Origin of the sequence: Devosia yakushimensis, assembly GCF_030159855.1 — a bacterium.
Lineage (GTDB): Bacteria > Pseudomonadota > Alphaproteobacteria > Rhizobiales > Devosiaceae > Devosia > Devosia yakushimensis.
Genome location: NZ_BSNG01000001.1, coordinates 1,524,465 through 1,548,586, shown reverse-complemented (window position 1 = coordinate 1,548,586; position 24,122 = coordinate 1,524,465). Strand labels below are relative to the sequence as shown.

At 61.9% G+C, this 24,122-nt stretch carries 22 protein-coding genes and 1 pseudogene; 3 read left to right on the top strand and 20 right to left on the bottom strand.

From position 1 onward, the window contains the following. Positions 1 to 48: 48 nt before the first annotated feature. Genes ntrC through dusB form a run of 3 tightly spaced genes read right to left on the bottom strand, consistent with a single transcriptional unit; the run spans position 49 to position 3,604 of the window. A complete protein-coding gene (gene ntrC / locus QQL79_RS07665) occupies positions 49 to 1,494 on the bottom strand; it encodes a nitrogen regulation protein NR(I) (protein WP_284389520.1) in 1,446 nt (481 codons plus the stop codon). Next, positions 1,491 to 2,627: a two-component system sensor histidine kinase NtrB gene (locus QQL79_RS07660; protein ID WP_284389518.1), complete on the bottom strand. Its 1,137-nt coding sequence runs from the start codon at positions 2,625 to 2,627 to the stop codon at positions 1,491 to 1,493. The genes ntrC and QQL79_RS07660 overlap by 4 nt, the downstream gene beginning before the upstream one ends. Next, positions 2,624 to 3,604, bottom strand: coding sequence for a tRNA dihydrouridine synthase DusB (dusB, locus tag QQL79_RS07655; protein WP_348523186.1), 981 nt, complete (start codon positions 3,602 to 3,604; stop codon positions 2,624 to 2,626). The genes QQL79_RS07660 and dusB overlap by 4 nt, the downstream gene beginning before the upstream one ends. Positions 3,605 to 3,804: 200 nt before the next feature. On the opposite strand from dusB, the gene QQL79_RS07650 reads away from it, so the two are divergent. Next, positions 3,805 to 4,995: a bifunctional 2-C-methyl-D-erythritol 4-phosphate cytidylyltransferase/2-C-methyl-D-erythritol 2,4-cyclodiphosphate synthase gene (locus QQL79_RS07650; RefSeq protein WP_284389512.1), complete on the top strand. Its 1,191-nt coding sequence runs from the start codon at positions 3,805 to 3,807 to the stop codon at positions 4,993 to 4,995. Beyond that, positions 4,995 to 5,495 (top strand): CinA family protein, encoded by a 501-nt coding sequence (locus QQL79_RS07645; RefSeq protein ID WP_284389510.1) that lies wholly within the window; start codon positions 4,995 to 4,997, stop codon positions 5,493 to 5,495. Before QQL79_RS07650 ends, QQL79_RS07645 begins: the two co-directional genes overlap by 1 nt. Positions 5,496 to 5,501: 6 nt before the next feature. Here QQL79_RS07645 and QQL79_RS07640 read toward each other — a convergent pair whose 3' ends face one another. The 17 genes and pseudogenes from QQL79_RS07640 to aspS all read right to left on the bottom strand — a co-directional run bounded on the left by QQL79_RS07640 (position 5,502) and on the right by aspS (position 22,741). Next, on the bottom strand, positions 5,502 to 5,945 hold the full coding sequence (locus QQL79_RS07640; RefSeq protein ID WP_284389509.1) for a type II toxin-antitoxin system RatA family toxin: 444 nt from the start codon (positions 5,943 to 5,945) through the stop codon (positions 5,502 to 5,504). Continuing rightward, a pseudogene (gene lipA, locus QQL79_RS07635) lies at positions 5,945 to 6,904 on the bottom strand (lipoyl synthase); the annotation flags it as partial. The pseudogene lipA and the gene QQL79_RS07640, both read right to left, overlap by 1 nt. A gap of 61 nt (positions 6,905 to 6,965) precedes the next feature. Continuing rightward, the gene (locus tag QQL79_RS07630; RefSeq protein WP_284389507.1) at positions 6,966 to 7,127 is read right to left on the bottom strand and encodes a hypothetical protein; all 162 of its coding nucleotides are present in this window, start codon (positions 7,125 to 7,127) and stop codon (positions 6,966 to 6,968) included. 5 nt (positions 7,128 to 7,132) lie between these two features. Next, a complete protein-coding gene (locus tag QQL79_RS07625) occupies positions 7,133 to 7,390 on the bottom strand; it encodes a GlsB/YeaQ/YmgE family stress response membrane protein (protein WP_284389506.1) in 258 nt (85 codons plus the stop codon). Further along, complete coding sequence (locus QQL79_RS07620; protein ID WP_284389504.1) at positions 7,387 to 8,427, bottom strand: Gfo/Idh/MocA family protein; 1,041 nt, start codon at positions 8,425 to 8,427, stop codon at positions 7,387 to 7,389. Before QQL79_RS07620 ends, QQL79_RS07625 begins: the two co-directional genes overlap by 4 nt. 49 nt (positions 8,428 to 8,476) lie before the next feature. Continuing rightward, a complete protein-coding gene (gene lpdA / locus QQL79_RS07615; RefSeq protein ID WP_284389502.1) occupies positions 8,477 to 9,916 on the bottom strand; it encodes a dihydrolipoyl dehydrogenase in 1,440 nt (479 codons plus the stop codon). A 20-nt stretch (positions 9,917 to 9,936) separates the two neighbouring features. After that, the gene (locus QQL79_RS07610; RefSeq protein WP_284389501.1) at positions 9,937 to 10,584 is read right to left on the bottom strand and encodes an SGNH/GDSL hydrolase family protein; all 648 of its coding nucleotides are present in this window, start codon (positions 10,582 to 10,584) and stop codon (positions 9,937 to 9,939) included. A gap of 12 nt (positions 10,585 to 10,596) precedes the next feature. Further along, positions 10,597 to 11,931 (bottom strand): pyruvate dehydrogenase complex dihydrolipoamide acetyltransferase, encoded by a 1,335-nt coding sequence (locus tag QQL79_RS07605; protein ID WP_284389499.1) that lies wholly within the window; start codon positions 11,929 to 11,931, stop codon positions 10,597 to 10,599. An 11-nt stretch (positions 11,932 to 11,942) separates the two neighbouring features. Next, positions 11,943 to 13,337: a pyruvate dehydrogenase complex E1 component subunit beta gene (locus QQL79_RS07600; RefSeq protein ID WP_284389498.1), complete on the bottom strand. Its 1,395-nt coding sequence runs from the start codon at positions 13,335 to 13,337 to the stop codon at positions 11,943 to 11,945. Continuing rightward, entirely contained in the window at positions 13,338 to 13,706 is a 369-nt protein-coding gene (locus QQL79_RS07595) for a hypothetical protein (RefSeq protein WP_284389496.1), read from the bottom strand. Between the two features lie 9 nt (positions 13,707 to 13,715). Further along, positions 13,716 to 14,735: a pyruvate dehydrogenase (acetyl-transferring) E1 component subunit alpha gene (pdhA, locus tag QQL79_RS07590; RefSeq protein ID WP_284389495.1), complete on the bottom strand. Its 1,020-nt coding sequence runs from the start codon at positions 14,733 to 14,735 to the stop codon at positions 13,716 to 13,718. 117 nt (positions 14,736 to 14,852) lie between these two features. After that, positions 14,853 to 15,206 (bottom strand): FtsB family cell division protein, encoded by a 354-nt coding sequence (locus QQL79_RS07585; protein WP_284389492.1) that lies wholly within the window; start codon positions 15,204 to 15,206, stop codon positions 14,853 to 14,855. Positions 15,207 to 15,311: 105 nt separating this feature from the next. Beyond that, entirely contained in the window at positions 15,312 to 16,283 is a 972-nt protein-coding gene (locus tag QQL79_RS07580) for a ribose-phosphate diphosphokinase (RefSeq protein WP_284389490.1), read from the bottom strand. Positions 16,284 to 16,362: 79 nt separating this feature from the next. Continuing rightward, positions 16,363 to 16,653 (bottom strand): Dabb family protein, encoded by a 291-nt coding sequence (locus QQL79_RS07575; RefSeq protein ID WP_284389488.1) that lies wholly within the window; start codon positions 16,651 to 16,653, stop codon positions 16,363 to 16,365. Beyond that, positions 16,650 to 18,935: an NADP-dependent malic enzyme gene (locus QQL79_RS07570; RefSeq protein ID WP_284389486.1), complete on the bottom strand. Its 2,286-nt coding sequence runs from the start codon at positions 18,933 to 18,935 to the stop codon at positions 16,650 to 16,652. The genes QQL79_RS07575 and QQL79_RS07570 overlap by 4 nt, the downstream gene beginning before the upstream one ends. A 275-nt stretch (positions 18,936 to 19,210) precedes the next feature. Continuing rightward, complete coding sequence (locus tag QQL79_RS07565) at positions 19,211 to 20,812, bottom strand: EAL domain-containing protein (RefSeq protein ID WP_284389484.1); 1,602 nt, start codon at positions 20,810 to 20,812, stop codon at positions 19,211 to 19,213. 150 nt (positions 20,813 to 20,962) lie between these two features. Further along, the gene (aspS, locus tag QQL79_RS07560) at positions 20,963 to 22,741 is read right to left on the bottom strand and encodes an aspartate--tRNA ligase (RefSeq protein ID WP_284389482.1); all 1,779 of its coding nucleotides are present in this window, start codon (positions 22,739 to 22,741) and stop codon (positions 20,963 to 20,965) included. Positions 22,742 to 22,941: 200 nt separating this feature from the next. Here aspS and rnd point away from each other — a divergent pair, with 200 nt between their 5' ends. Continuing rightward, positions 22,942 to 24,111 carry a ribonuclease D gene (gene rnd / locus QQL79_RS07555; RefSeq protein WP_284389480.1) on the top strand — a complete coding sequence of 390 codons (1,170 nt, stop codon included), beginning with the start codon at positions 22,942 to 22,944 and terminating at the stop codon, positions 24,109 to 24,111. Positions 24,112 to 24,122: the final 11 nt, after the last annotated feature.

Here is a 24,122-nt window from a genome sequence, read left to right as displayed (position 1 = left end):
TGTGACAGTGTGATCAAGGCGCCTCAATTGTCCGGTAGCCGAGCGGCATCAATTGCGGCGGCTATGCTTGACGATCTCGATGCTGTGGGTGCGGATTTTCTTGCGCAGCGTATTGCGATTGAGACCGAGCAGATCGGCAGCTTTGATCTGATTGCCGCCACAGGCATTGAGTGCCATGGCAATAAGCGGGGCTTCGACCCGGTCGATAACGCGCTGATAGAGGCCGGGCGGCGGCAGATTGGGCTCATATTCCCGCAGCAGCTGCCCGACATGGGTTTCCACCGCCATGGACACGTCAATCGGGCCGGCCATGCCGGTGGCCTGTGGGCGTTCGGCAATGTTCAGCTCATTCTGAACGATCTCGGCCGAGATGCTTTCATCGGCGTAAAGAGCCGATAGGCGGCGGACCAGGTTTTCCAGTTCGCGGATATTGCCCGGCCAGGAATAATTCTGCATCAGCCGGATCGCTTCGGGCGCGATGGATTTCAGCGGCTCGCCTTCGCGCTGGGCGGCATTGAGGAAATGGGTCGTGAGGTCGGCGATATCGTCAATGCGCTCGCGCAGCGGCGGCAGGCGGATCGGCACGACATTGAGGCGGTAATAGAGGTCTTCGCGGAACAGGCCCTGCCGAATCATCTGGCTGAGGTCACGATGCGTGGCAGCGACGATGCGGACATTGGTCTTGATCGAGCTGCGCCCGCCAACCATCGTGTATTCGCCCTCCTGCAGCACGCGCAGCAGGCGGGTCTGGGCATCCATCGGCATGTCGCCGATTTCGTCGAGGAAGAGCGTTCCGCCTTCGGCTTGCTCGAAGCGGCCGGACGATCTTGTATTGGCGCCGGTAAAGGCCCCCTTCTCATGCCCGAACAGCTCCGCCTCGATGAGGTCGCGCGGAATGGCGGCCATGTTGATGGCAACGAAGGGCCCATTGCGGCGCTTGCCGAAGTCGTGCAGGGCGCGCGCCACCAATTCCTTGCCGGTACCGCTCTCACCGGTGATCATCACCGTGAGGTCGGTCTGCATCAGCCGCGCCAGGGCGCGATAGATGTCCTGCATGGCGGTCGAGCGGCCGACCAGCGGCATGGTCTCGCCCGGCTCTTCGGCCTTGCGCTCGGATGAGGTGGGCTTTTTCGCATCGGCCAGGGCCCGCGCCACCACCGAAAGCACTTCGGTAATGTCGAACGGCTTGGGCAGATATTCGTAGGCACCGACCTCCGACGCCCGGATGGCGGTCATGAACGTATTCTGCGCGCTCATGACGATCATGGGCAGATCGGGCCGCAGCTTCTTGATCTTGGGCATGACCTCGAAGGCGTTACCATCGGGCATGGCGACATCGGTGATGAGGATGTCGCCCTCGCCGCGGCTGATCCAGTTCCACATGGTCGAGATATTGCCGGTGGGGCGAACTTCGTAGCCCGCGCGGGTCAGCGCCTGGTTGAGAACCATGCGGATAGCTGCATCATCATCGGCCAGCAGAACAACATGACTCATTTTGCCGAGACCTCTTCGGTGGGTGCATTAAAGGCGCCGCTTGCGACGGGAAGGAGAATGCGGAAGCGCGTGCGGCCGGGACGGCTATCGCAATCGATCACCCCGCCATGATCGCCCACGATCTTTGCCACCAGTGCCAGGCCCAGGCCCGAACCATTGAGCTTGGTGGTGACGAAAGGATCGAACAGAAAAGGCAGGATATCGGGCGGCACACCTGGACCATTGTCCTCGATGACGATTTCGAGCGGTAGCGAAATGCGTTCGGAAACGCCGGTGACGCTAATGCGGATGCCGGGACGGAAGGCGGTGGTGATCCGGATTTCCGGTTTCTGCGTCCGCTCAAGGGCTTCCGAGGCGTTTTTGACCAGATTGAGGAAAACCTGGATGAGCTGATCGCGATTGCCGAAAACCGGTGGCAGCGACGGATCATATTCTTCCGAAAAGGCAATGCCCCGCGCGACGCCATTGCGGGCCAGCAGTTTCACCCGATCCAGAATGACGTGAATATTGATCGGCTCACGCTCCATCGGGCGTTCGTCGCCAAACACTTCGACCCGGTCGATGAGGCCGACAATGCGGTCAGTTTCCTCGCGGATCAGGCGGGCCAGCGGAACTTCGTCGCTCGTGACGCTCTGCTCCAGCAATTGCGCCGCACCGCGAATACCCGAGAGCGGATTCTTGATTTCATGGGCCAGCATGGAGGCTAGGCCCGTCACCGAACGTGCCGCACCGCGCGACACCATCTGCCGGTCGATCTTGTCGGCCATGGTGCGCTCCTGGATCAGCAGGGCAACGCGTCCGTCGCTATCCGAGAGCGGGCTGGCGAAGACGTCGGCAATGCGTTCGTCACCAAATCGGGACGAGCCCACGCGCACCCGGTATTCGGTCATCGGCGCCCGGCGCAGGGCGACGGTTTCGACAAGGCTGATGATGGGGGAGCCAAAGGCGATGAGATCGTCCAGCCGCTGGCGGGTCAGAACGCTTAGCGAAGCGCCGAAAAACGCCTCTGCGGCATAATTGACGAAGACGATCCGGCGCTCTTCATTGCAGACGATGATCGGCTGCGGCAGGGCCTGCAAGACCGCAGTCGAAGGCACGCTGGCCGCCTTGTTCGCCGTAGTAGACGCGCTCATGCCGCCGCCTTCCATTCGCCCGAAAAAATCTCGCCGATCATCTCGAGCACGTGAGACGGCGCTTCATTGTTGAGAAAAGTATTGCGGGTGGGCTTGTCGAGCGTGATATCAGCCGCTTCGAGATACCAATCGAGATGCTTGCGCGCCGCACGTAAGCCAACGGCAGTGCCATATTCGAGCAGGATTGCCTCATAATGCTCGGCCACCAAGGCCGCGAGCGCATCCCCTTCAGGCGCGGGTTGCGCCTCCTGCCCTGCCAGTTGGGCGCCGATCTGGCCGACCGCCCATGGCCGGCCCTGGGCCCCGCGTCCAAGCATAACGGCTGCCGCGCCCGATTGCTTCAGCGCTTCGCGCGCAGTCGTCAGGTCGACAATATCGCCATTGACCACGACCGGCACATCCACGGCCTCCACGACCGCCCGCACCAGCTCCCAGCGGGCGCTGCCCTTGTAGAATTGTTGTCGCGTACGGCCATGCACGGTGATCATCCGCGCGCCAGCATCCACTGCGCGCCGCGCAATCTCGGGCGCGTTGAGGCTGTCATCGTCCCAACCCAGGCGCATCTTCACCGTAACCGGCAGCGGGGTGGCCGCGACAACAGCGTCGATCAGCGTCATGGCGTGGTCCGGCACGCGCATCAATGCGGAACCGGCATAGCCATTGGTCACGCGCTTGGCCGGGCAGCCGAAATTGATGTCGATAATATCGGCGCCCGCGTCCTGGGCTATCTTGGCGCCACGCGCCATCCATTCGGCCTCGCAACCCGCCAGTTGCACCATGTGGGGCAGCGAGCCTGGGCGGCCCAGCTTGCGCACCATATCTTCCTTGCCGACGCCCAGAGCGCCGCTTGCGATCATTTCCGACACGACCATGCCCGCGCCGAACCGCTCGGCGAGGGTTCGGAATGGACGATCGGTGATTCCGGCCATGGGAGCGAGAAAAGCAGGACGGCGAAGCTGATGGCTTCCAATGCTCAACTCGCAGGCAATTTCAGTCAATGACTGCCCCAGAAATGGTCACTTTTGCAATTCTGCCCGCACAATAGTCAAAAGAGCCGTGAGCGCAACACCCTAAGTACCGGCGCGAGGTGTGCGGCAGCCCTGCACTTGCCGCATGACACGGCGGTCGCTAGACCAGATTCATGTGACGGTTTTCAGGGTTGAGTGTCTGTTCCGATATGCGTCAAAAATCCATCGCCGTTATCATTGTCGCCGCGGGCATGGGGGAACGTGCGAGCGCCGGTGGAGCGCCCGATCCCAAGCAGTACCGCAATGTGGCGGGCGTGCCGGTGTTGAAGCGGACGATAGAGGCGTTTCTTGATCACCCGGCGATCGAGCGGATTATCCCCGTTATCCACGCAACGCATAGCGAACGCTACGCGGCGCTGGGCGTGGAAGACGGCCGGGTGCTACCCCCTGTCATCGGTGGAGGCACACGGCAGGCCTCGGTGCTCGAAGGGCTCAAGGCCCTGGCGCCGCTGCGGCCCGACCTTGTGCTGATTCAGGACGCGGCGCGTCCCTTCGCCACGCTCGACCTGATTGGCGACGTCATCGCGGTGCTGGACCTCTATGAGGGCGCCCTGCCCGCCCTGGGCGTCACCGACACCATAAAGCGTTCGCTCGATGGCCGCATGGTTGTCGCCACCGAAGACCGTGGCCAGCTTTATGCCGCGCAAACCCCGCAGGGCTTCCGCTTCGGACAGATTTTCTCGGCGCATATGCGCGCCTCGACCATCCGCCGCCAGTTCACCGACGATGCTGAGATCGCCGAGTGGGCGGGCCTCAAGGTCGCCATGGTTATGGGCGGCCCCGACAATATAAAGATTACGCATCCGCAAGATTTCGAGCGGGCCGAGCGGATCGTTTTGGGAGACTTACCCATGGAAACCCGCGTTGGCACCGGCTTTGACGTCCACCCCTTCGAGCCGGGTGACGCGGTATGGCTCGGTGGGGTTCGCATTCCCTATAAGGCCAAGCTCAAGGGTCACTCCGACGCCGACGTGGCCCTGCATGCACTGACCGACGCCATCCTGGGCGCGATTGGCGAAGGTGATATCGGCGTCCATTTCCCGCCATCGGATATGCAATGGAAAGGCGCGGCCTCCAGCGTCTTCCTCAAACACGCTGGCGATCTCGTGACCAAGGCAGGTGGCCGCATCGTCAATCTGGACGTGACAATTGTTTGCGAAGGACCCAGGATCGCTCAACACGTGCCGGCGATGCAGGCGGTAATCGCCGAAACACTGGGAATTGCGACCAACAGGATCGCAATCAAGGCGACAACGAGTGAAAAGCTCGGCTTTACCGGGCGGGAGGAAGGTATCGTGGCCATGGCGAGTGCGAGCGTCGAAGTGCCGAGGGTTGACTGATGGCAGCCAAGGCAGTGCGTGACCCCGGCAAGGAGGTCATCGACCTCCTCACGCAAGCCGGCAAAACCATCGTGACCGCAGAAAGCTGCACCGGCGGGATGATTGCCGCCGCGCTGACCGACATTCCGGGAGCCTCCGCAGCGGTCTATGGCGGCTATGTGACCTATGCCAATGCGGCCAAATCCCGAATGATCCAGGTCCCTGCCCGGCTCATCCACGATTATGGCGCGGTGTCCAATCAGGTGGCGCGCGCCATGGCCGATGGCGCACGCAATACCGCGCGAGCGGACTACGCGGTCGCGGTAACCGGCATTGCCGGACCGGACGGCGGCACGGAGAAAAAGCCGGTGGGACTGGTCTACGTAGCCGTATCGTCGGAGCTGGCCACAGTGGTCATCGAGCATCGCTTCGGTGACCTCGGCCGCGATGCCGTACGGCGCGCAACAGTCGAGGCCGCATTCGAGCTGATCCTGCAGGTGCTCAACAGCGACGACGACTAGGTTTCCCTAGTCGCCATAGCGCCGGTCGGCCTCCTCGGCGAAGGCGCGGATGATTTCGTCCTGCTTGGCGGCGAAAGCGGGCTCGGCAACGGCCGCGATCAGCGGATTGGAAATCTTGAAGTCGATCTCGAACCGCACCCGCGTCCCCATGCCTTCCTGCTCGAAGGTCCAGACACTGTCGAGATAGGCAAAGGGCCCGTCGACGGCCTTGGCGCGGATGGTCAGCGCCTCGGGGTCGGCAGTCACCCGGCTGGTATAGGCCTGGCTGATCGGCCCAAAGAACAGCGTCATCTTGGCCAGACGGATATCGGCATCGCCGGCGGCGGGGTCCTTGCGGACCTCCATCGCCTTGCAATTGGGAATGAAGCGCGGATAGTCCGACAGATCGGCGACGATGTCGTACATGCGGCGGGGCAAATGCGGCACATGCCGTTCGAAAAAGCGTTTCATCAGTGGCCGAGCTTTGCCATCCGGGCTGCCTTGAGCTTGGCGAAATCTTCGCCAGCGTGGTGGGACGACCGGGTCAAGGGGCTGGACGAGACCAGCGCAAAACCCTTGGCCGTCGCGACGGTCGCGTAGGATTTGAATTCGTCGGGGGTGACAAAGCGCTGTAGCGGATAGTGCTTCTTGGTGGGCTGCAGATACTGCCCGATGGTCAGAAAATCCACATCGGCCGAACGCAGGTCATCCATCAACTGGAGCACTTCGTTCCGCTCTTCACCGAGCCCAACCATGATGCCGGACTTTGTGAACATGGTGGGGTCGAGTTCCTTGACCTTCTGCAACAGGCGGATGGAGTGGAAGTAACGCGCACCGGGCCGGACCTTGAGATATTTGGACGGCACGGTTTCCAGGTTGTGGTTGAACACGTCGGGCTTGGCGGCCACGACGATTTCAAGGGCCCCTTCCTTGCGCAGGAAATCGGGCGTCAGGATTTCGATCGTGGTGCGGGGATTGCGCGCGCGGATAGCCAGGATCACATCGGCAAAGTGCTGTGCCCCACCATCGGCCAGGTCGTCGCGATCAACCGAGGTGATGACGACGTGCTCGAGGCCGAGCTTTTCGACCGCCTTGGCGACATTCTCGGGCTCGTTGACGTCGAGCGGGCCCGGCAGGCCGGTGCGGACATTGCAGAAGGCGCAGGCGCGCGTGCAGATTTCGCCCATGATCATCATGGTCGCGTGCTTTTTGCTCCAGCACTCCCCGATATTGGGGCAGCCTGCTTCCTCGCAAACGGTGACGAGATTGTTCTCGCGCACGATCTGCTGGGTTTCCTTGTAGACCGGGGAACCTGGCGCTTTCACCCGGATCCAGTCCGGCTTGCGCAGCACGATGCTGTCGGGCCGGTTGGCCTTTTCGGGGTGGCGCGGTTTCAGCGCCGAATTATCAATGAGCGTAACCAATTTTGGTCCTGACTGGGCGGAGCGTGCCCGTTATATCGCTCCCAAAGGCTGCCGGTTCAACCCGGTCTTATGGTGGGCCACCCATGAGCAGCCCGATGATGATTGCCGCAACGCCGCCGCACAGCGCCGCTACCACGATTGTGGTCCCCGCGCTCCGGCCGATCTTCGTGACACTGACCAGGACGCCGAGCAGCACCCCGACAATCGCGATGACGGCATAAAGCGCCACAGGGCCTACTTCACCACGACCCGCGCCACGATGATGACGACGATGGCGCCAAGCGTTGCGGTAATGATCTGGCTTGCCAGCGGATGGCCGACCGGCAGCGAGATATTGGCCACCGACAGCAGCCAGCCGCCGACAAAGGCGCCGATCACGCCCACGATCAGGTTGCGTAGCAGCCCGCCACCACCGAGCAGCAGGCCAGCGAGCCAGCCGGCGACGAGGCCGATGGCGAGAAAGATCAGAAGTTCCTGCGTTCCGACATTCATTGCATGATCTCCGCGATGTCTACCCACTCGCCGCCCCGGGCGGCTGAGGTGATGGTTGCCTGCACCAGGGCAAGCGAATGCAGATTATCCTCGCCCGAGCTGAAACGCGCGGGAATTACGCCGCTTTCCAGCACCTTGGCGATGCTTGCCAGAGTGCCGGTGCGATCGGTGTATTGGACGGGCGCCAGGGCGACCGGAACGGCTTCCTTGTCGAGCGCCCGCAGGCTCAGACGATCGGGACCGCTCTTGCCCATGAAATGATCGCGGGAGGACCAGATGATTTCACCTTCCGAGCAATCCATGGTCCATTCGCCCGACCATGGCGTTACCGGGCCGCTGCTCATCCAGCTGCCGCGATAGGAAACGATGGTGCCCCTTTCGAACTCCAGCGTTGCCACGCCAATCGGGTGATAGCCGAAAGGGCTCGCTTCGGGATTCCAGGTGCGGCAGGACACACGCTTGGGCTCGTCGCCCAGCACCATGCGCATCAGGTCGAAATGATGGATCGACATATCGGCCAGCAGCGGATCGGGCATATCCCAATAGCGATAGCCCTGGGTCGGGGCATGGCGCCGGAAATCGATGGAGACCAGGTTTACCGCCCCGAATTTCCGGGCGCTGATCAGCTCGGCGGCGGCGATGGGCGCGGATTGGAAGCGATAATTCTGGCTGACCATCAAAACACGGCCACTGGCCTTGGCGAGCGCCACCAATTCCTTGGCCTGCGCCACAGTCGAAGCGAAAGGCTTTTCGACAATGACATTGAGGCCCAGTTCAAGACAGCGCTTGACCACCGGATAATGCGCTTCGGTGCGCAAGGTGCAGATGGCGAGATCGGCGCGGACGGCCTGCACGGCCTCTTCGAGGCTCAGAAAACAGCTTTTCTCATCGACGCCAAGCTCGTCCTGCACGCGCTTGACCGCGTCAGGATTGGAATCGACATAGCCCACCATCTCGATATTGGGAACTTTGGGGATAACTTCCTTGGTCCAGCTGAATCCCCAGTGCCCGAGGCCGACTTGGATAGCTTTGACCATGTGGATAACTCCTTACTTGCCGACTGCCCGATGGGCTCTCGCCCTTCACTTAGATATTCAGCGCGCGCCCATAGGCGTCGAGCACGCTTTCCTTCATCGTCTCGCTCAGCGTCGGATGCGGGAAGATGGTGTGGATCAGCTCTTCCTCGGTCGTCTCCAGATTCATCGCCACGACAAAGCCCTGGATCAATTCGGTCACTTCCGCGCCGATCATGTGAGCGCCGAGGAGTTCTCCGGTTTTCGCATCAAAGATGGTTTTGACCAGGCCATCGGGTTCGCCGAGGGCAATCGCCTTGCCATTGCCGACGAAGGGGAACCGCCCGACTTTGATCTCGCGACCGGCTTCCTTGGCCTTGGCTTCGGTGAGGCCGACGCTGGCGACCTGGGGTTCGCAATAGGTGCAGCCGGGCACTTTGAGCTTATCGAGGCCATGCACCTTGAGGCCGGCAATCTTTTCGACGGCAATGACGGCCTCATGCTCGGCCTTGTGGGCCAGCATCGGGGGGCCGGCGACGTCGCCAATGGCCCAGATGCCGTCCACATTGGTCTTGCCATAGCCATCGATGACGATGGCGCCGCGCTCGGTCTTGACCCCGACGGTCTCAAGCCCCAACCCTTCGATATTGCACTGCACACCGACGGCCGAGATCAGCTTGTCGCCGGTGATCTGCTGCTTTTCGCCGGATTTGAGTTCGACATGAGCCACCACGCCGTCCTTGGTCTTTTCGACCTTGGCGACCTTGGCATCGGTCAGGATCTTGATGCCGCGCTTTTCCAGACGCTTGCGGGCAAGGCCGGAAATCTCCGCATCTTCCACCGGCATGATCTGCGGCAGCAGTTCGATGATTGTCACGTCTGCGCCCATGGAGCGATAGAAGGAGGCAAATTCGACGCCGATCGCGCCCGAGCCCATGACCACCAGCGATTTAGGCATGGTGGCGGGCTTCATCGCCTCGAAATAGGTCCAGATCTTATCGTCATCGGGCTCGATGCCGGGCAGCACGCGCGGGCGGGCGCCAGTGGCGATGATAATGTTCTTGGCCTTGTAGATGCCCTCGCCCAGCGCATTTTTGGGCACGGGGCCTTGTGGCTGCACGATGGCCTTCTTGGTCGGGGCGACCTTGACCTCGCCGGGCTTGGTGATGACCGCCTCGCCCCAGATGATGTCGACCTTGTTCTTCTTCATGAGGAACTGGACGCCATTGTTCATCTGCGCGGCGATGGCGCGCGAGCGCTTGACCACGCCATCGATGTCGACGCCGAATTTTTCGACGGTCAGGCCATAGTCCTTGGCGTGGCTCATATGGCCGTAGATTTCGGCCGAGCGCAGCAGCGCCTTGGTGGGAATGCAGCCCCAGTTCGAGCAGATGCCAGCCATGTGCTCGCGCTCGACAATGGCTACCTTCATGCCGAGCTGCGCACCGCGAATGGCGGCGACATAGCCACCCGGACCGGCGCCGATAACGAGAAGATCGTATTGGTCAGCCATTTTGGCCTCCAGAGTTTGGCCTAGAGGCCGAGTATGGATTTGACGACAGGCACGAGCCCGGCGCCTATGGCGCGGGTATTGGCCGCATCGAGATGGACACCGTCGCGCGGATCGGCCTTGGCGGCCGTCGCGGCATCGAAAAAGGCGACGCCCGTCTCGTCGGCGTGGCGGCGATAGTGGCGGGCAAAGTCATGCGACTCGCGCAGCAGATGGTCGAGCCCGCCGAAATTGCTCAGCATGTTCTCGTTGGTCGTCTCGACGATATGCGGCGGCGAAACGAGCAGAATTTGCGGAGCCGCTTCGCCGGTCGCCGCAAAGTGCCCACGCGTCAGCTCCACCAGCCGCCGTGCGCCGCGGGCAGCATAGGCAGCCGAACCGGCGACGAATGGCTTCAAATCATTGGTCCCGAGCATGATGATGATCAGGTCCAGCGGCTTGTGGCTGTCGAGCAGCGTGGGCAGGATGCGCGCGCCGTTGCGGTCGGCGGCAGCCGTCCAATCGTCATAGGCGGTGGCGCGGCCACCCAGGCCCTCGGCGATCACGCGTGCCTTGCCGCCCAGCCCTTGCTCGAGCGTGGTCGGCCAGCGATCCTCATAGGCATGCCGCGGACCGCCACCGGGGTCCGCGCCATAGGTCAGGCTGTCGCCGTAGGCAAGGATTGTTTTCATGCGCCCTGCCCCTTAGGCCAGCATCATCACGGGATTTTCGATCAGCCCCTTGAACACGCCCAGCACTTCGGCGCCCAAGGCGCCATCGACGGCTCGGTGATCGCAGGAGAGCGTGACGGTCATGAACTGGCCGATCTTGATCTGCCCATTCTCGGGATAGACGCGCTCCTCGCCGACACCGACCGCCAGGATGGTGCCATGCGGCGGGTTGATCACCGCGGCAAATTCCTTGATGCCGAACATGCCCAGATTGGATACCGAGGACGAGCCGCCCTGATATTCGTGCGGGGCCAGCTTCTTGTTGCGGGCGCGGGTCGCCAGGTCCTTGACCTCTTCGGAGATTTCCCGAAGCGTCTTGGTATCGCAGGACTTGACCACGGGCGTGAACAGCCCGCCGGGCACCGACACGGCAACCGCCACGTCGCTGCGCTTGTGGTAGAGGATCGAATCCCCGGCCCAGGTTGCATTGGCGGTAGGCACGCGCTGCAGCGCAACGGCCCAGGCCTTCATCACGAAGTCATTGACCGAGAGCTTGAAGGCCGGCTTGCCTTCCTTGCTCTTAGGCGCAGAAGCATTGATCTGCTCACGCGCCGCAAGCAACGCATCGATCCTGCAGTCGAGCGTCAGATAGAAATGCGGCACGGTCTGCTTGGATTCGGTGAGGCGCGCGGCGACGACCTTGCGCATGCCATCGTTCGGCACCAGCTCGTAGCTGCCTTCCTCGTAAAGCGCGATGACCTGGTTCTTGCTCATGCCGCCGGCAAGCGTGGCACCGGCCGGAGCTGCGGCGGGCGCGGGTTTTGTAGCACCCTTGCCGGCCTTGACCGCTTCCACGTCCGACTTGATGACGCGGCCCTTGGGGCCCGAGCCGGCAATGCTGGCAACATCGATGCCGGCCTCTTTGGCCAGGCGACGGGCGAGCGGCGACGCAAAGATCTTGCCGCCTTCAGATTTGGCCGGAGCAGCAGGTGCTGGTGCCGGGGCGGCTTCGGGAGCCTTGACTGCCGGCGCGGGAGCCGCGGCCGGAGCTTCAGCCTTGGGGGCTTCCGCCTTTGGTGCCTCGGGAGCCTTGCTTGCCCCTGCCCCGATGGCGCCGGCGTCCTCGCCTTCCTGTAGCAGCACGGCGATAACAGCGTTGACCTTCACACCTTCGGTGCCCTCGGCAACCATGATCTTGCCGATCTTGCCCTCGTCCACGGCCTCGACTTCCATCGTGGCCTTGTCGGTTTCGATTTCGGCGATCACGTCACCGGAAGAGACACTGTCGCCCTCCTTGACGTGCCATTTGGCAAGCTTGCCCTCTTCCATCGTGGGAGAGAGCGCCGGCATGGTGATTTCAATCGGCATCTCGTCTCTCCTTACGAGCGGTACGTCACGGCATTGACCGCCGCGATGACTTCATCGACGTTGGGCAGCGCCAGCTTTTCGAGATTGGCGGCATAGGGCATTGGAACATCCTTGCCGGTCACGCGCATGACGGGGGCGTCGAGATAATCGAAGGCCTGTTCCATGACGCGGGCCGAAATCTCGGCGCCGATGCCGCCCTGGGGCCAGCCCTCTTCCACGGTCACCAGGCGCCCGGTCTTTTTGACCGAGGCGATCACGGTGTCGCTGTCGAGCGGGCGCAGCGTGCGCAGATCGATCAGTTCGACATCAACGCCGGCCGCGACCAGCTTTTCGGTGGCCTGGGTGGCGTAGCGCATGCCCATGGAGAAGGAAACGATGGTGACATCGGCGCCTTTGCGGGCAATGCGGGCCTTGCCGATGGGCAGCACGAAATCATCGACCTTGGGGACGAGGCCCGTCGAGCCGTAAAGAATTTCGTTTTCAAGGAAGACGACCGGATTGGGTGAACGAATGGCGGCTTTCAGCAGGCCCTTGGCGTCGGCGGCGCTATAGGGCGCGATGACGGTGAGGCCGGGAACGTGGCTGTACCAGGCCGAATAGTCCTGGCTGTGCTGGGCGCCCACGCGGGCAGCGGCGCCGTTGGGGCCGCGGAACACCATGGGCGCGGTGACCTGGCCGCCCGACATATAGAGCTGCTTGGCGGCCGAATTGATGATCTGGTCGATGGCCTGCATGGCAAAGTTCCAGGTCATGAATTCGACGATCGGCTTGAGGCCGGCAAAGGCCGCGCCGACGGCGAGACCAGCAAAGCCGTGCTCGGTGATCGGGGTATCGATGATGCGCTCGGGGCCGAATTCCTGCAGCAGGTTCTGCGTGATCTTGTAGGCACCCTGATATTCGGCGACTTCCTCGCCCATGACGAAGACGTCCTTGTCGCGGCGCAGTTCCTCGGCCATGGCCTCGTTCAGCGCCTGGCGCACGGTCATCTCGACCATTTCCACGCCTTCGGGCAGGTCAGGGTCGTTGGCGGCCTGGAAGGCGGGGGCAGCGGGCGCCGCCGGAACGCTGGGAGCCGGCGCCGGCACTGGCGCTTCGGCTTCCACCATGCTCGGCGCCGGTTCGGCTGCCGCTACCGCTTGCGGTGCGGGAGCCGCGCTCGCCGTTTCGCCTTCCGCCAGAACCAGGGCGATGGGCGTATTGACCTTCACCCCTTCGGTGCCTTCGGCAACCAGCAATTCCTTGACCACGCCTTCATCGACCGACTCGACTTCCATGGTCGCCTTGTCGGTTTCGATCTCGGCCAGCACGTCGCCGGATTTGACAGTGTCGCCGACCTTGACCAGCCACTTGGCCAGTTTGCCCTCTTCCATGGTGGGCGACAGCGCAGGCATCAGAATTTGGGGCATTTAACTCTCCAGCGAGGGGGCGCCGGGCATCGCGGCCACGCGGCGGGCAGGAATTTCAGGATTGGATTGAACAAAGGCAGTGGTGCTCTCGGCCTGTGCCGGACGGTTGGCGGACCAACCGCTCAGGATCAACCCGAGCACCAGAAAGATTGCAAAGGCGATGACGGCGCGCTTGTAGATAGCCAAGGGGCGCGCAGCTTGCGGGCCGGCCTTGGCCTCGATCTGGCCGAACTTCCACCAGCCGAGCGGAAAAAACGAGCCGATCTGCTCGCTGGCCGGGGCAAGCCGGGTGATCGCGACAGCCTGGACCACCGCAATGGCCAGGGCCAATACGGTGAACAGCACGATCACACCGAGAAGCGCGCTCATCTATCGATCTCAGGCTGAGATCGTAATGTCGGTCCAGAGCTGGGACGCATCCGGCTCGGGATCATTGGTCGCGAAATCTGCTGCTTCCGTCACGATGGCGCGGATTTCGGCTTCCGTCGCCTTGAGTGATTCTTCGGTGGCGTAACCTTCCGCCAGCAGCCGCGCCTTGATCTGTTCGATCGGGTCGCGTTCCTGCCGGTACTTGGTCACTTCATCCTTGGTGCGATACTTCGCCGGATCGGACATGGAATGGCCGCGATAGCGATAGGTCAGCATTTCGAGGATGAACGGGCCCTTGCCCGAACGGGCATGCTCGATGGCGCGCTTGGCCGCTTCATAGACCATGCGCACATCCATGCCGTCGACCTGCTCGCCCGGAATATCGAACGAAGCGCCGCGCTGAGAGAAATCGGTGGTGGCCGACGAGCGCTCGATCGAGGTGCCCATGGCGTATTTGTTGTTTTCGATGATGAACACGACCGGCAGCTTCCACAGCTTGGCCATGTTGAAGCTCTCATAGACCTGGCCCTGATTGGCCGCGCCGTCGCCGAAATAGGCGATGGAAACCGAGCCGTCGCCCTTGTACTTGGCCGCAAAACCGAGGCCCGTCCCCAGCGAGGCCTGCGCGCCCACAATGCCGTTGCCGCCGTAGAAGCGATGCTCGTTGGAGAACATATGCATCGAGCCGCCCTTGCCTTTCGACAAGCCGCCCTGGCGCCCGGTCAGCTCGGCCATGACGCCCTTGGGGTCCAGCCCCATGACCAGCATATGGCCGTGGTCGCGATAGCCGGTGATCTGGGCGTCCTTGCCCTTTTCCGAAGCCATGGTGATGCCGGTGACGACAGCTTCCTGGCCGATATAGAGGTGGCAGAAGCCGCCGATCAGGCCCATGCCATACATCTGGCCGGCCTTTTCCTCGAAGCGCCGGATCAGCAGCATCTCGCGATAAGCTTCGAGCTCCTGTTCCTTGGTAAGCTGAGGTATGTTGGATTGCGTCTTGGCCTTGGTGGCCACAGCCTTACGCGCCATAGGGGAACGCTCCGCATCGGAAATGGATTTGCCGCAGGGCCTGAATTGGCCACAGAAGCGCATCATAGTGCAAGCGATTGGCGCAAAGCAATGCCCATCAAGCAAACGAAACTATCGCTAGAGGATTGAATCCGCTGCGATAATTGCGTTTAACTGATCTTTGGCTAATTCATCAAATTTACCGGAAAGTGGTTTACCGCTCACCGGATCAACCATGACGATAATGTCATCTGCATTGGCCATGTTCAGCAGCGCCCGGGCGCGCTCGGTGACGATGTCAGGATCAAGCCGCCGGCTGTCCATCAGGGTCGAGCGATGGCGGAAAGCGTCGATCTCCGCCTGCAGTGCTGCCGAGCGGGATTTGAGGACATCGATATCGGCAAGAATCTGCTCGCGGTTCTCGATGCCGAACTGCCCGCTGATTGCCGAATAGGCCAGATAGCCTTGAAAACCCAGCAGCGCCACGGTCATTGCCAGTGGACGCCAGAAGGGCGGACGTTTGAGACGGGTGGGCATGAGCAAACCGATACTGAACGCAGATCAGTATGGCTGACAATGCCTTAACATGGGGTTTCGCTATTCGGCGGCCGCCTGTTCGGACCGCACCGCATCATGGAAGAGCGAGCTGACCGACTCTCCGCTATTGATGCGCCGCATGGCTTCGGCCAGGGCCGGCGCAACCGAAAGAACCGTGAGCTTGTCGACCATCCGCTCCGGCGCGATAGGCAGCGTATTGGTACAGACGATTTCCGCCAGGTCGGGCTCGGCGGCCAGCCGTTGCAGACCATTGCCGCCAAAAATGCCATGCGTGCAGGCAATGCGGATCGAGCGCACCCCATTGGCCCGCAAATGCCCCAGCAATTCGATCATCGAACCGCCGCTGGCAATCTCGTCGTCGAGCACGATGACGTCGCGCCCGCGCACCTCGCCAATAATGGCCGAGATACGCACCTTGGTATCGCTGATGCGTTCCTTGGCGCCCGCGGCTACCGGCGTGCCCAGCCGCTTCGCGAATGCCGCCGCGGTCTTGGCATTGCCCAGATCGGGGGAAACCACGACGGCATTGCTCAGGTCATAGCGCTGGAAATAAGCCGCCAGTTCACTCAGGGCGTGCAAATGATCCACCGGCACGCTGAAAAAGCCATGCACCTGTGGGGAATGCAGCGTCATGGTCAGCACCCGGTCGGCGCCGGCGGTCGTCAACAGGTCCGCAACCAGCCGCCCGCCGATAGAGATGCGCGGAGCATCCTTCTTGTCCGAGCGCGCATAGGCATAATGTGGGATGACCGCGGTGATCCGCGAGGCCGAGGCGCCGCGCGCCGCATCGAGCATCAGCAACAGTTCCACCAGATGGTCCTGCACCGGCGCACTCAGCGTCTGGATCAGGAACACGTCCTGCTCGCGGCAATTGGCCTGCAATTGCACTTCGAGACAATCGTTGGAAAAGCGCTTTACCAGCGTGGGATGGAGCGGAACGCCGAGCTGGGTGCAGATGTCTTTTGCCAGCTCTGGGTGCGAACTCCCAGCGAATACAGCAATCTGATTCATCGGGGGCATCCTCTGCTTGCTGGAGGCGACGACAGCCCTCTACCGCATCGGCCGTCCGCCAGCAAGCGCCCTGCCCCGATCAGAGATGGGTATAGTCGATTTCCAGAAACCGCTCGACTTCGGGCACCCAGCGGTCGCGCACGAAGGCGACATGAACCGGGTGCTCGTTATAGCCCGTATAGGCGGCCTGATCGGCAAACTCCATCGAGAAGCCGAAGGCGTAGTCATTCTTCGGGCTGACCTGGCGGAGCTGCTCGAACTTTTCGACGCCGGGAATATCGGCCAGCACCAATGCACCGCGCAGGAAGCCATCCTCGTCGGCCGAACCGGGCGCATGCTTGAGGGTGAAGACGACGGTGTGCCGGATCATGCTTCGGTTCCTATGGCTTCGGTGGCAGCGATGGCAGCCATGTTGACGATGCCGCGGCTGGTGGTGGACGGCGCCAGAATATGGGCCGGCGATTTCGGCCCCATCAGGATCGGCCCCACCGACAGCGCATTGTTCATTTCCTTGAGCAGCGTCATGGAAAGGTTGGCCGCGTCGAGATTGGGGAAGATCAGCAGGTTCGCTTCCCCGTTGAGGATCGTATCGGGCACATAGCGCTCGCGCAGGTCCTGATTGAGCGCCAGATCGCCCTGCATTTCGCCCTCGACAATCAGGTCCGGGGCAATGGCTTTGAGCTTCTTATAGGCTTCGCGCATCTTGTAGGCGCTGTCGCCGTCGCGCGAACCGAAATTCGAATAGCTGAGCAGGGCCGCACGCGCCTCGATATTGAAGCGCTTGAGGTGGTCGCGCGCCTGCAGCGTGATGCGCACGATCTCGTCGGCTGTCGGGTCCTGGTTGACATAGGTGTCGGCCAGGAAGAACGCGCCACGCGGCATGATCAGCATGGACAGCGCCGAGACATCATTAAGCCCGTCCTGCAGGCCGATGACCGAGCGGATATCACGCACATGCTTGATAAAACGCCCCTGCAGGCCGCAGATCAGCGCATCGGCCTCGCCGCGCTTGACGGCCAAGGCCCCAATCACCGTGGTATTGGTGCGCACCATCTGCCGGGCCGTATCGGGCGTGACCCCGTCGCGGCCGACCAGCGAGTGGAACAGCGAGACATAATCGCGATAGCGCGGATCGTCTTCGGGGTTGATGACCTCGAAATCGCTGCCTGGCTTGAGATTGAGGCCGAAGCGTTCGATGCGCGCCTCGATCACCGCCGGACGGCCGATCAGGATGGGCCGGGCAATGCGTTCTTCCAGCAGGACCTGCGTGGCGCGGAGCACGCGCTCGTCCTCGCCATCGGCAAAGGCAATGCGCTTGTTCTGCCCCTGCGCGCGGTCGATGATCGGCTTCATCACCAGGCCCGAGCGGAACACGAAGCGGTTGAGGCTGTCGAAATAGGCCTTCCAATCGGTGATCGGCTTTTTGGCGACGCCCGATTCCATCGCCGCGCGGGCAACCGCCGGGGCGATGCGCAGAATCAGCCGCTGGTCGAACGGATTGGGGATGATGTGCTCTGGCCCATAAACGGCTGGCGCGCCCGAAGGCGAGGATTCCAGCCCCGGTTCATGCGCCAGCTTGGCAATGGCGCGCACGGCGGCCAGCTTCATCTCTTCATTGATCGTGGTGGCGCCAACGTCGAGCGCCCCGCGGAAGATAAAGGGGAAGCACAGCACATTGTTGACCTGGTTCGGATAGTCCGAACGGCCGGTGCAGACCATGGCGTCCGGCCGGGTTTCCTTGGCCAGTTCCGGCATGATTTCGGGGTTCGGATTGGCCAGCGCCAGGATGAGCGGCTTGGGCGCCATCTTCGCCAGCATTTCGGGCTTGAGCGCACCGGCGGCCGAAAGGCCCAGGAACACATCGGCGCCCTCGATGACTTCGGCGAGGCTCGTGGCATCGCTGGTGCGACGGAATTGGCCGCGCCACTTGTCGTTGACGTCATTGCGCTTGTGGGTGACCAGGCCATCCTTGTCGGCGACCCAGATGTTCTCGTATTTCGCGCCCAGCGCCACCAGCACATTGAGGCAGGCAATGGCCGCGGCCCCTGCCCCGGACGTGCAGATCTTGACGTCCTCGATCTTCTTGCCGGCCAGCTCCAGCCCGTTCAGCACCGCCGCACCGACAATGATCGCGGTGCCGTGCTGGTCGTCATGGAATACCGGAATCGGCATGCGCTCGCGCAGGGTTTCCTCGATTTCAAAGCAATCGGGCGCGCGGATATCTTCCAGGTTGATGCCGCCGAAGGTCGGCCAGAGCGGCGCTACGGCATCGATGAATTTCTTGGGCTCGATCTCGTCGATCTCGAGATCGAACACATCGATACCGGCGAATTTCTTGAACAGGACGGCCTTGCCCTCCATCACGGGCTTGGAAGCCAGTGCGCCGATATTGCCCAGGCCAAGCACGGCCGTACCGTTGGAGATCACCGCGACCAGGTTCTGCCGCGAGGTATAACGCGCCACGCTATCGGGATTCTCGGCAATTTCCTCGCAAGGCGCGGCCACACCGGGCGAATAGGCCAATGCCAGGTCGCGCTGGTTGCCCAACGGCTTGATCGGCTGGATCTCCAGCTTGCCGGGCTTGGGGAATTCGTGGAAATGCAGAGCCGCTTCGCGAAGGGCCTTCCGCTGCTCGTTGATGTCGGTGGACACGAGATATTCTCCTGGCGATCCGGCCATCAATGCAAATGGATTGCCGGCACGCGTACGTGCCATCAATCCGGCAGGATGAAAAGACCTAATGTCCCAAGACCTATTGCCAAACCAGGACGTGCGAGGATTCCGTCAGGGCGAGCCGAACCGAAGGTCCGCGCCAGCGAAAATGGTGGCTTTCGAGAACCGGAGCGGAACGTACGTTTGGGTACGTGAGCACCGGAAGCGCAGAAAACCGCCATTTGCAGGCCGCCATCACGGAATCCCCGCACGTCCTAGGCAGCAGTGGCGACTGCGCTTTCTGCGCGCCGCCGCTGCGGCTGGGTTGCCTGCAGCGCTATGGCCAGTTCCTTGAATGCCCCAACCTTCAATGCGGGCGCGAAAATGAAGCCCTGCGCCTGCAGCACACCGCGCGCCCGCAGATAAAGCGCCTGCGCTTCGGTTTCGACGCCCTCGGCCACGATCTCGCAATTGAGGTCCTTGGCCATGGCAATCAGCCCATCCAGCACCGGCACCTGTGTCGTGTCGGGCTTGATCATATCAACGAAAATACGGTCGATCTTGATGACATCCACGCCGAGCGTTCCGAGATAGGCCAGGTTGGAATGCCCCGTGCCCGCATCGTCCATGGCAAGCTTGGACCCCAGGGCATGCAAGCCCGCGATCACGCTGATCGCTACCGTGGAATTGGCCAGCGGACGCCGCTCGGTGATCTCGAACACCAATTGCCGGTATGCAATGGGAGAATTGCCGAAAATGGCCTGCACGTCTTCGACGATGCTGCCATCCCGGAAATGGCCCTCGAACAGGTTGATCGAGACCTTGAGGTCGGGCATCTGGCGGCACAGTTCGCCGAGATCGAACTTAACCTGCTGCATCAGCGACAGCGTCATGGGAATGGCAAGGCCGGTAACTTCGGCATAATCGATGAAAGCGCCGGGCGGGACGATTTCCCCATTCCGCTTCTCCCAGCGGCACAGCACTTCGCAGCCCATCAACTGGCCCGTCCGCAAATTGATGACCGGCTGGTAATAGGGCTTGATCTGCCCGCGGGCGATGGCGCGTTCCAGATCGAAGGCCGGCACGCGCGAGCGGCGGACATAATGCAATGCCGTCAGCAGGAAGACCGCGCTCATCAGGCACGCCAGAACGGTGAAACTCACGTCGAGATCGGCATAGCCGGCACGCACTATGGCAAAGGGCACGGCGGATTCGACCTTGAGCGGCAATTCGCCGGCAAAGCTTTGGGCGGACACAAATTCGGTGCCCGGTTCTTCCTGGTCGAAAGCAGCCGCATCGCCAATGGTAAAAACCGGCGTGCCATTGGTCAGCACCACCCGCAATATACCCGCCGTCGGAATGGTCTTGGCCAGCCCATCGCGGCTTTGCCCGATGAGGGGTACAAAGGCGGAAACGCGGCGCGTGGTGCCAAATATCTGGGTGATCTTGAGCGCGGGCATGGCCATTTCACCGAGCTTGACCACGGTGATCGTCTCGGTGTGGCCCGGTATCGGCAGGCTTTGCGACAGCGGCGAATAGCTGACCGAGCGGCCAAAAGCATCGCAATATTGGACGCCATCGGCATTCTCGACCAGCACCTGCTTCATATTGAGGCTGGACTCGATCTCATTCTGCACATTGGCGACGAAGGTCGGCGTGCAGAGCGAAGGGCTGGAAGCCAGGATGCGCCGGAGGGACCCCACGGCGTCAAGCGCACCGATTTCAATCTGTGAACTGATCAGGTTAGCTGATTGTTGTATAATCGCTTTTTCGCGCACACGCACATAGGCGTCGAGCAGATAATCCACCGCCAGAATGGGCACGAACGCCAGGATGGCGCCCAAAAGCATCAGGATGTGGGAGTACCGCGACTGCACAGAACGAATCCGGAAAGAGACCCTTGGTCATCCTACGCGTAACAATATGCGTTTAACGCATCATTAACGCTGATTAATCCGGTCGGCCAGGCACAAAAAGGGCGGCGACTAAGCCGGTCCCCGCCCCTTCTTGCAGCCATATTCGAAGGCCTACTTGTCCTGCACGTTGAGCCTTATGCTGAGCTCGCGCAGCTGCTTGGCGGAAGCCGGGCTCGGCGCGTTCATCAGCAGGTCTTCAGCCTGCTGGTTCATCGGGAAGGCCGTGATTTCGCGCAGGTTCTGCACGCCGCAGATCAGCATGACGATGCGATCGATGCCGAAAGCCGCGCCACCATGTGGCGGAGCCCCATACTGGAAGGCGCGATAGAGGCCGCCAAACTGCTCCTCAACCTCGTCACGGCTCTTTCCGGTCAGTTCGAACGCCTTGACCATGGTCTCGGGCAGCTGGTTACGGATCGAGCCGGAGGCGATTTCATACCCATTGCAGACCGCATCATACTGATAGGCCTTGATGGTCAGCGGGTCCTGGCTGTTGAGCGCGTCCATCCCGCCCTGCGGCATGGAGAAGGGATTATGCGCGAAGTCCACGCGCTTTTCCTCTTCATCCCATTCGTAGAACGGGAAATCGACGATCCAGCACAGGGCGAACTGCTCGGTATCCACCAGGTTCAGATCGGTGGCGGCCTTGGTGCGGGCTTCCCCGGCAAACTTGTAGAACTTGGCCGGGCGACCGCAGACGAAGAACACCGCGTCGCCATCGTTGAGGCCGAGCTGGGCCTTGATGGCGGCGGTGCGTTCTTCGCCGATATTCTTGGCGATGGGGCCGGAGCCCTGCCCGTCCTTGAAGAAGATATAGCCAAGGCCTGGCTGGCCTTCGCCCTGCGCCCAGGCGTTCATGCGGTCGCAGAAGGCACGACTGCCGCCGGTAGGTGCGGGAATGGCCCACACTTCGACCTTGTCGTCGGCCTCGATCTGGCCGGCAAAGACCTTGAAGCCCGAACCGGCAAAATGCTCGGTGACCGCCTGCATCTCGATCGGGTTACGCAGGTCTGGCTTGTCCGAGCCATATTTGCGGATCGCCGTATCATAGGGAATACGCGGCCATTCCTTGGTGACGCGCTTGCCATCAGCGAATTCCTCGAAGATGCCGGTGATGATAGGGGCCATCGTGTTCCAGACGTCTTCCTGGGTCACGAAGCTCATTTCCAGGTCGAGCTGGTAGAATTCGCCCGGCAACCGGTCGGCGCGCGGATCTTCGTCGCGGAAACACGGCGCAATCTGGAAATAGCGATCGAAGCCGGCCACCATCAGCAGCTGCTTATACTGCTGGGGCGCCTGCGGCAGCGCGAAGAACTTGCCGGGATGGATACGGCTGGGCACCAGGAAGTCGCGCGCCCCCTCAGGCGAGGAAGCGGTGAGGATCGGCGTCGAATATTCGGCAAAGCCGGCCGTCGCCATGTCGCGGCGCATGGCGGAGATCACCTTGGTGCGCTTGACGATATTGGCATGCAGTTTTTCGCGGCGCAGATCGACGAAGCGATACTTGAGGCGCACATCCTCGGGATATTCCTGGTCGCCAAACACCGGCAGCGGCAATTCCTTGGCGGCCGAGAGCACTTCGATCTCGCGGACATAGATTTCAACCGCGCCCGTGGGCAGGTTCGGATTCACGGCAGCCGCGTCACGCAGCTTCACTTCGCCATCGATGCGCAGCACCCATTCGGCGCGCACCTTCTCGGCGGCAGCGAAAGCCGGAGAATCGGGGTCGATGACCGCCTGGGTGAGGCCGTAATGATCGCGCAGATCGATGAACAGCAGGCCGCCATGGTCGCGGATACGGTGTACCCAGCCGCTGAGACGGACGGTCTGGCCCGCATCCTGGGCTGTCAGGGCCCCGCAGGTGTGCGAGCGGTATCGATGTGTTGTCATGTCGGAACTCGGTAAAAGGCCGGAATCTTGGGCCGGAAAAGCGCATGGGTCGGCAGGCTTGTCAAGTTGGACCGGCAGAAGCGATTCAACCGGATCACGAGGCCGTGCTAACCAATTCCTTATGCTTAAAGATTCACTTCTGGAGTGACGCCGCAGCACCTGCTAGGAACAATCTTGACTATTTTGAGACGGAAACCGGTATGGACGCCCTAATTTCCACAGATACGCTCGCGGCCTTCTGCGAGCGCGCCGCCCAGTTTGATTTCGTAACGGTTGATACCGAGTTTTTGCGCGAAACCACTTACTGGCCAAAGCTCTGTCTGATCCAGGCCGCTACAGACGATGAAGCCGTGCTGATTGACCCCCTGGCGCAAGGGATCGACCTGTCTCCGTTTTTCGCATTGCTCGCCAATCCCGATGTCACCAAGGTATTCCATGCCGCCCGGCAGGATGTGGAAATTTTCGTCAAGCTCACCGGCAAGGTGCCGGTCAATATCTTCGACACCCAGATCGCCGCGAGCGTTTGCGGCTTCGGCGACAGCGTGTCCTACGACAATCTGGTGCGGTCCATCACCAATGTAGAGCTCGATAAATCCTCCCGCTTCACCGATTGGTCGGCCCGCCCGCTCTCGGAAAAGCAGCTGACCTATGCGCTGGCCGACGTCACCTATCTGCGCGACATCTATCGCGAGCTGCGCAAGCAGGTGGACGCAACCAAGCGCTGGGATTGGGTGGAAGACGAGCTGGGCGTCCTGCGCAGCATCGATACCTATGTGGTGCAGCCGGATAAGGCCTGGGAACGGCTGAAGATGAAAATCAACCGGCCGCGTGATCTTGCCGCGCTCAAGGTTCTGGCCGGCTGGCGCGAAAAGCGCGCGCAGGATGGCGACCAGCCGCGCAGCCGCGTGCTCAAGGACGATGTGCTGTTCGAGCTGGCCATGCAACGGCCCCTGACTCCCGATGCCTTCGACAAGCTGCGCGCCGTGCCGCGCGGCTTTGGCCGCAGCGCAGCCGCAGGCGAAATCATGGCGCTGCTCAAGGATGTCGAGGCACTGGGCAAGGCCGATTTGCCGAGCATGCCCGAGCGCTATCGCGGCCCCTCGCCCAAGGGCGCGGTGGGCGATCTTATCCGCGTACTGCTGAAATCGGTGTCCGAACAGCATGGCGTTGCCGCGCGGATCATCGCCACCTCTGACGATATCGATGCCCTGGTGCTCGATGACGAGGCCGATGTGGCCGCCCTCAAGGGCTGGCGGCGCAAGCTGTTTGGGGAAAAGGCCCTGGCCATAAAGCATGGCCGCGTCGGGCTCGCCGCCACGCGCAAGGGCATTATCGAATTTCCCGTCGTGCAGGCAGAAGCGGCCGAGTAGCCGCCGGCTCG

Excerpts from the sequence above, each read along its gene's own strand:
- lpdA (WP_284389502.1), bottom strand. The coding sequence starts at position 9,916 with ATGGCTGACCAATACGATCTTCTCGTTATCGGCGCCGGTCCGGGTGGC.
- QQL79_RS07580 (WP_284389490.1), bottom strand. The coding sequence starts at position 16,283 with ATGAATCAGATTGCTGTATTCGCTGGGAGTTCGCACCCAGAGCTGGCA.
- aspS (WP_284389482.1), bottom strand. The coding sequence starts at position 22,741 with ATGACAACACATCGATACCGCTCGCACACCTGCGGGGCCCTGACAGCC.
- QQL79_RS07660 (WP_284389518.1), bottom strand. The coding sequence starts at position 2,627 with ATGAGCGCGTCTACTACGGCGAACAAGGCGGCCAGCGTGCCTTCGACT.
- QQL79_RS07625 (WP_284389506.1), bottom strand. The coding sequence starts at position 7,390 with ATGAATGTCGGAACGCAGGAACTTCTGATCTTTCTCGCCATCGGCCTC.
- QQL79_RS07640 (WP_284389509.1), bottom strand. The coding sequence starts at position 5,945 with ATGAAACGCTTTTTCGAACGGCATGTGCCGCATTTGCCCCGCCGCATG.
- pdhA (WP_284389495.1), bottom strand. The coding sequence starts at position 14,735 with ATGGCGCGTAAGGCTGTGGCCACCAAGGCCAAGACGCAATCCAACATA.
- QQL79_RS07600 (WP_284389498.1), bottom strand. The coding sequence starts at position 13,337 with ATGCCCCAAATTCTGATGCCTGCGCTGTCGCCCACCATGGAAGAGGGC.
- QQL79_RS07610 (WP_284389501.1), bottom strand. The coding sequence starts at position 10,584 with ATGAAAACAATCCTTGCCTACGGCGACAGCCTGACCTATGGCGCGGAC.
- ntrC (WP_284389520.1), bottom strand. The coding sequence starts at position 1,494 with ATGAGTCATGTTGTTCTGCTGGCCGATGATGATGCAGCTATCCGCATG.
- QQL79_RS07575 (WP_284389488.1), bottom strand. The coding sequence starts at position 16,653 with ATGATCCGGCACACCGTCGTCTTCACCCTCAAGCATGCGCCCGGTTCG.
- QQL79_RS07650 (WP_284389512.1), top strand. The coding sequence starts at position 3,805 with ATGCGTCAAAAATCCATCGCCGTTATCATTGTCGCCGCGGGCATGGGG.
- QQL79_RS07605 (WP_284389499.1), bottom strand. The coding sequence starts at position 11,931 with ATGCCGATTGAAATCACCATGCCGGCGCTCTCTCCCACGATGGAAGAG.
- QQL79_RS07620 (WP_284389504.1), bottom strand. The coding sequence starts at position 8,427 with ATGGTCAAAGCTATCCAAGTCGGCCTCGGGCACTGGGGATTCAGCTGG.
- QQL79_RS07595 (WP_284389496.1), bottom strand. The coding sequence starts at position 13,706 with ATGAGCGCGCTTCTCGGTGTGATCGTGCTGTTCACCGTATTGGCCCTG.
- QQL79_RS07645 (WP_284389510.1), top strand. The coding sequence starts at position 4,995 with ATGGCAGCCAAGGCAGTGCGTGACCCCGGCAAGGAGGTCATCGACCTC.
- rnd (WP_284389480.1), top strand. The coding sequence starts at position 22,942 with ATGGACGCCCTAATTTCCACAGATACGCTCGCGGCCTTCTGCGAGCGC.
- QQL79_RS07585 (WP_284389492.1), bottom strand. The coding sequence starts at position 15,206 with ATGACCGTGGCGCTGCTGGGTTTTCAAGGCTATCTGGCCTATTCGGCA.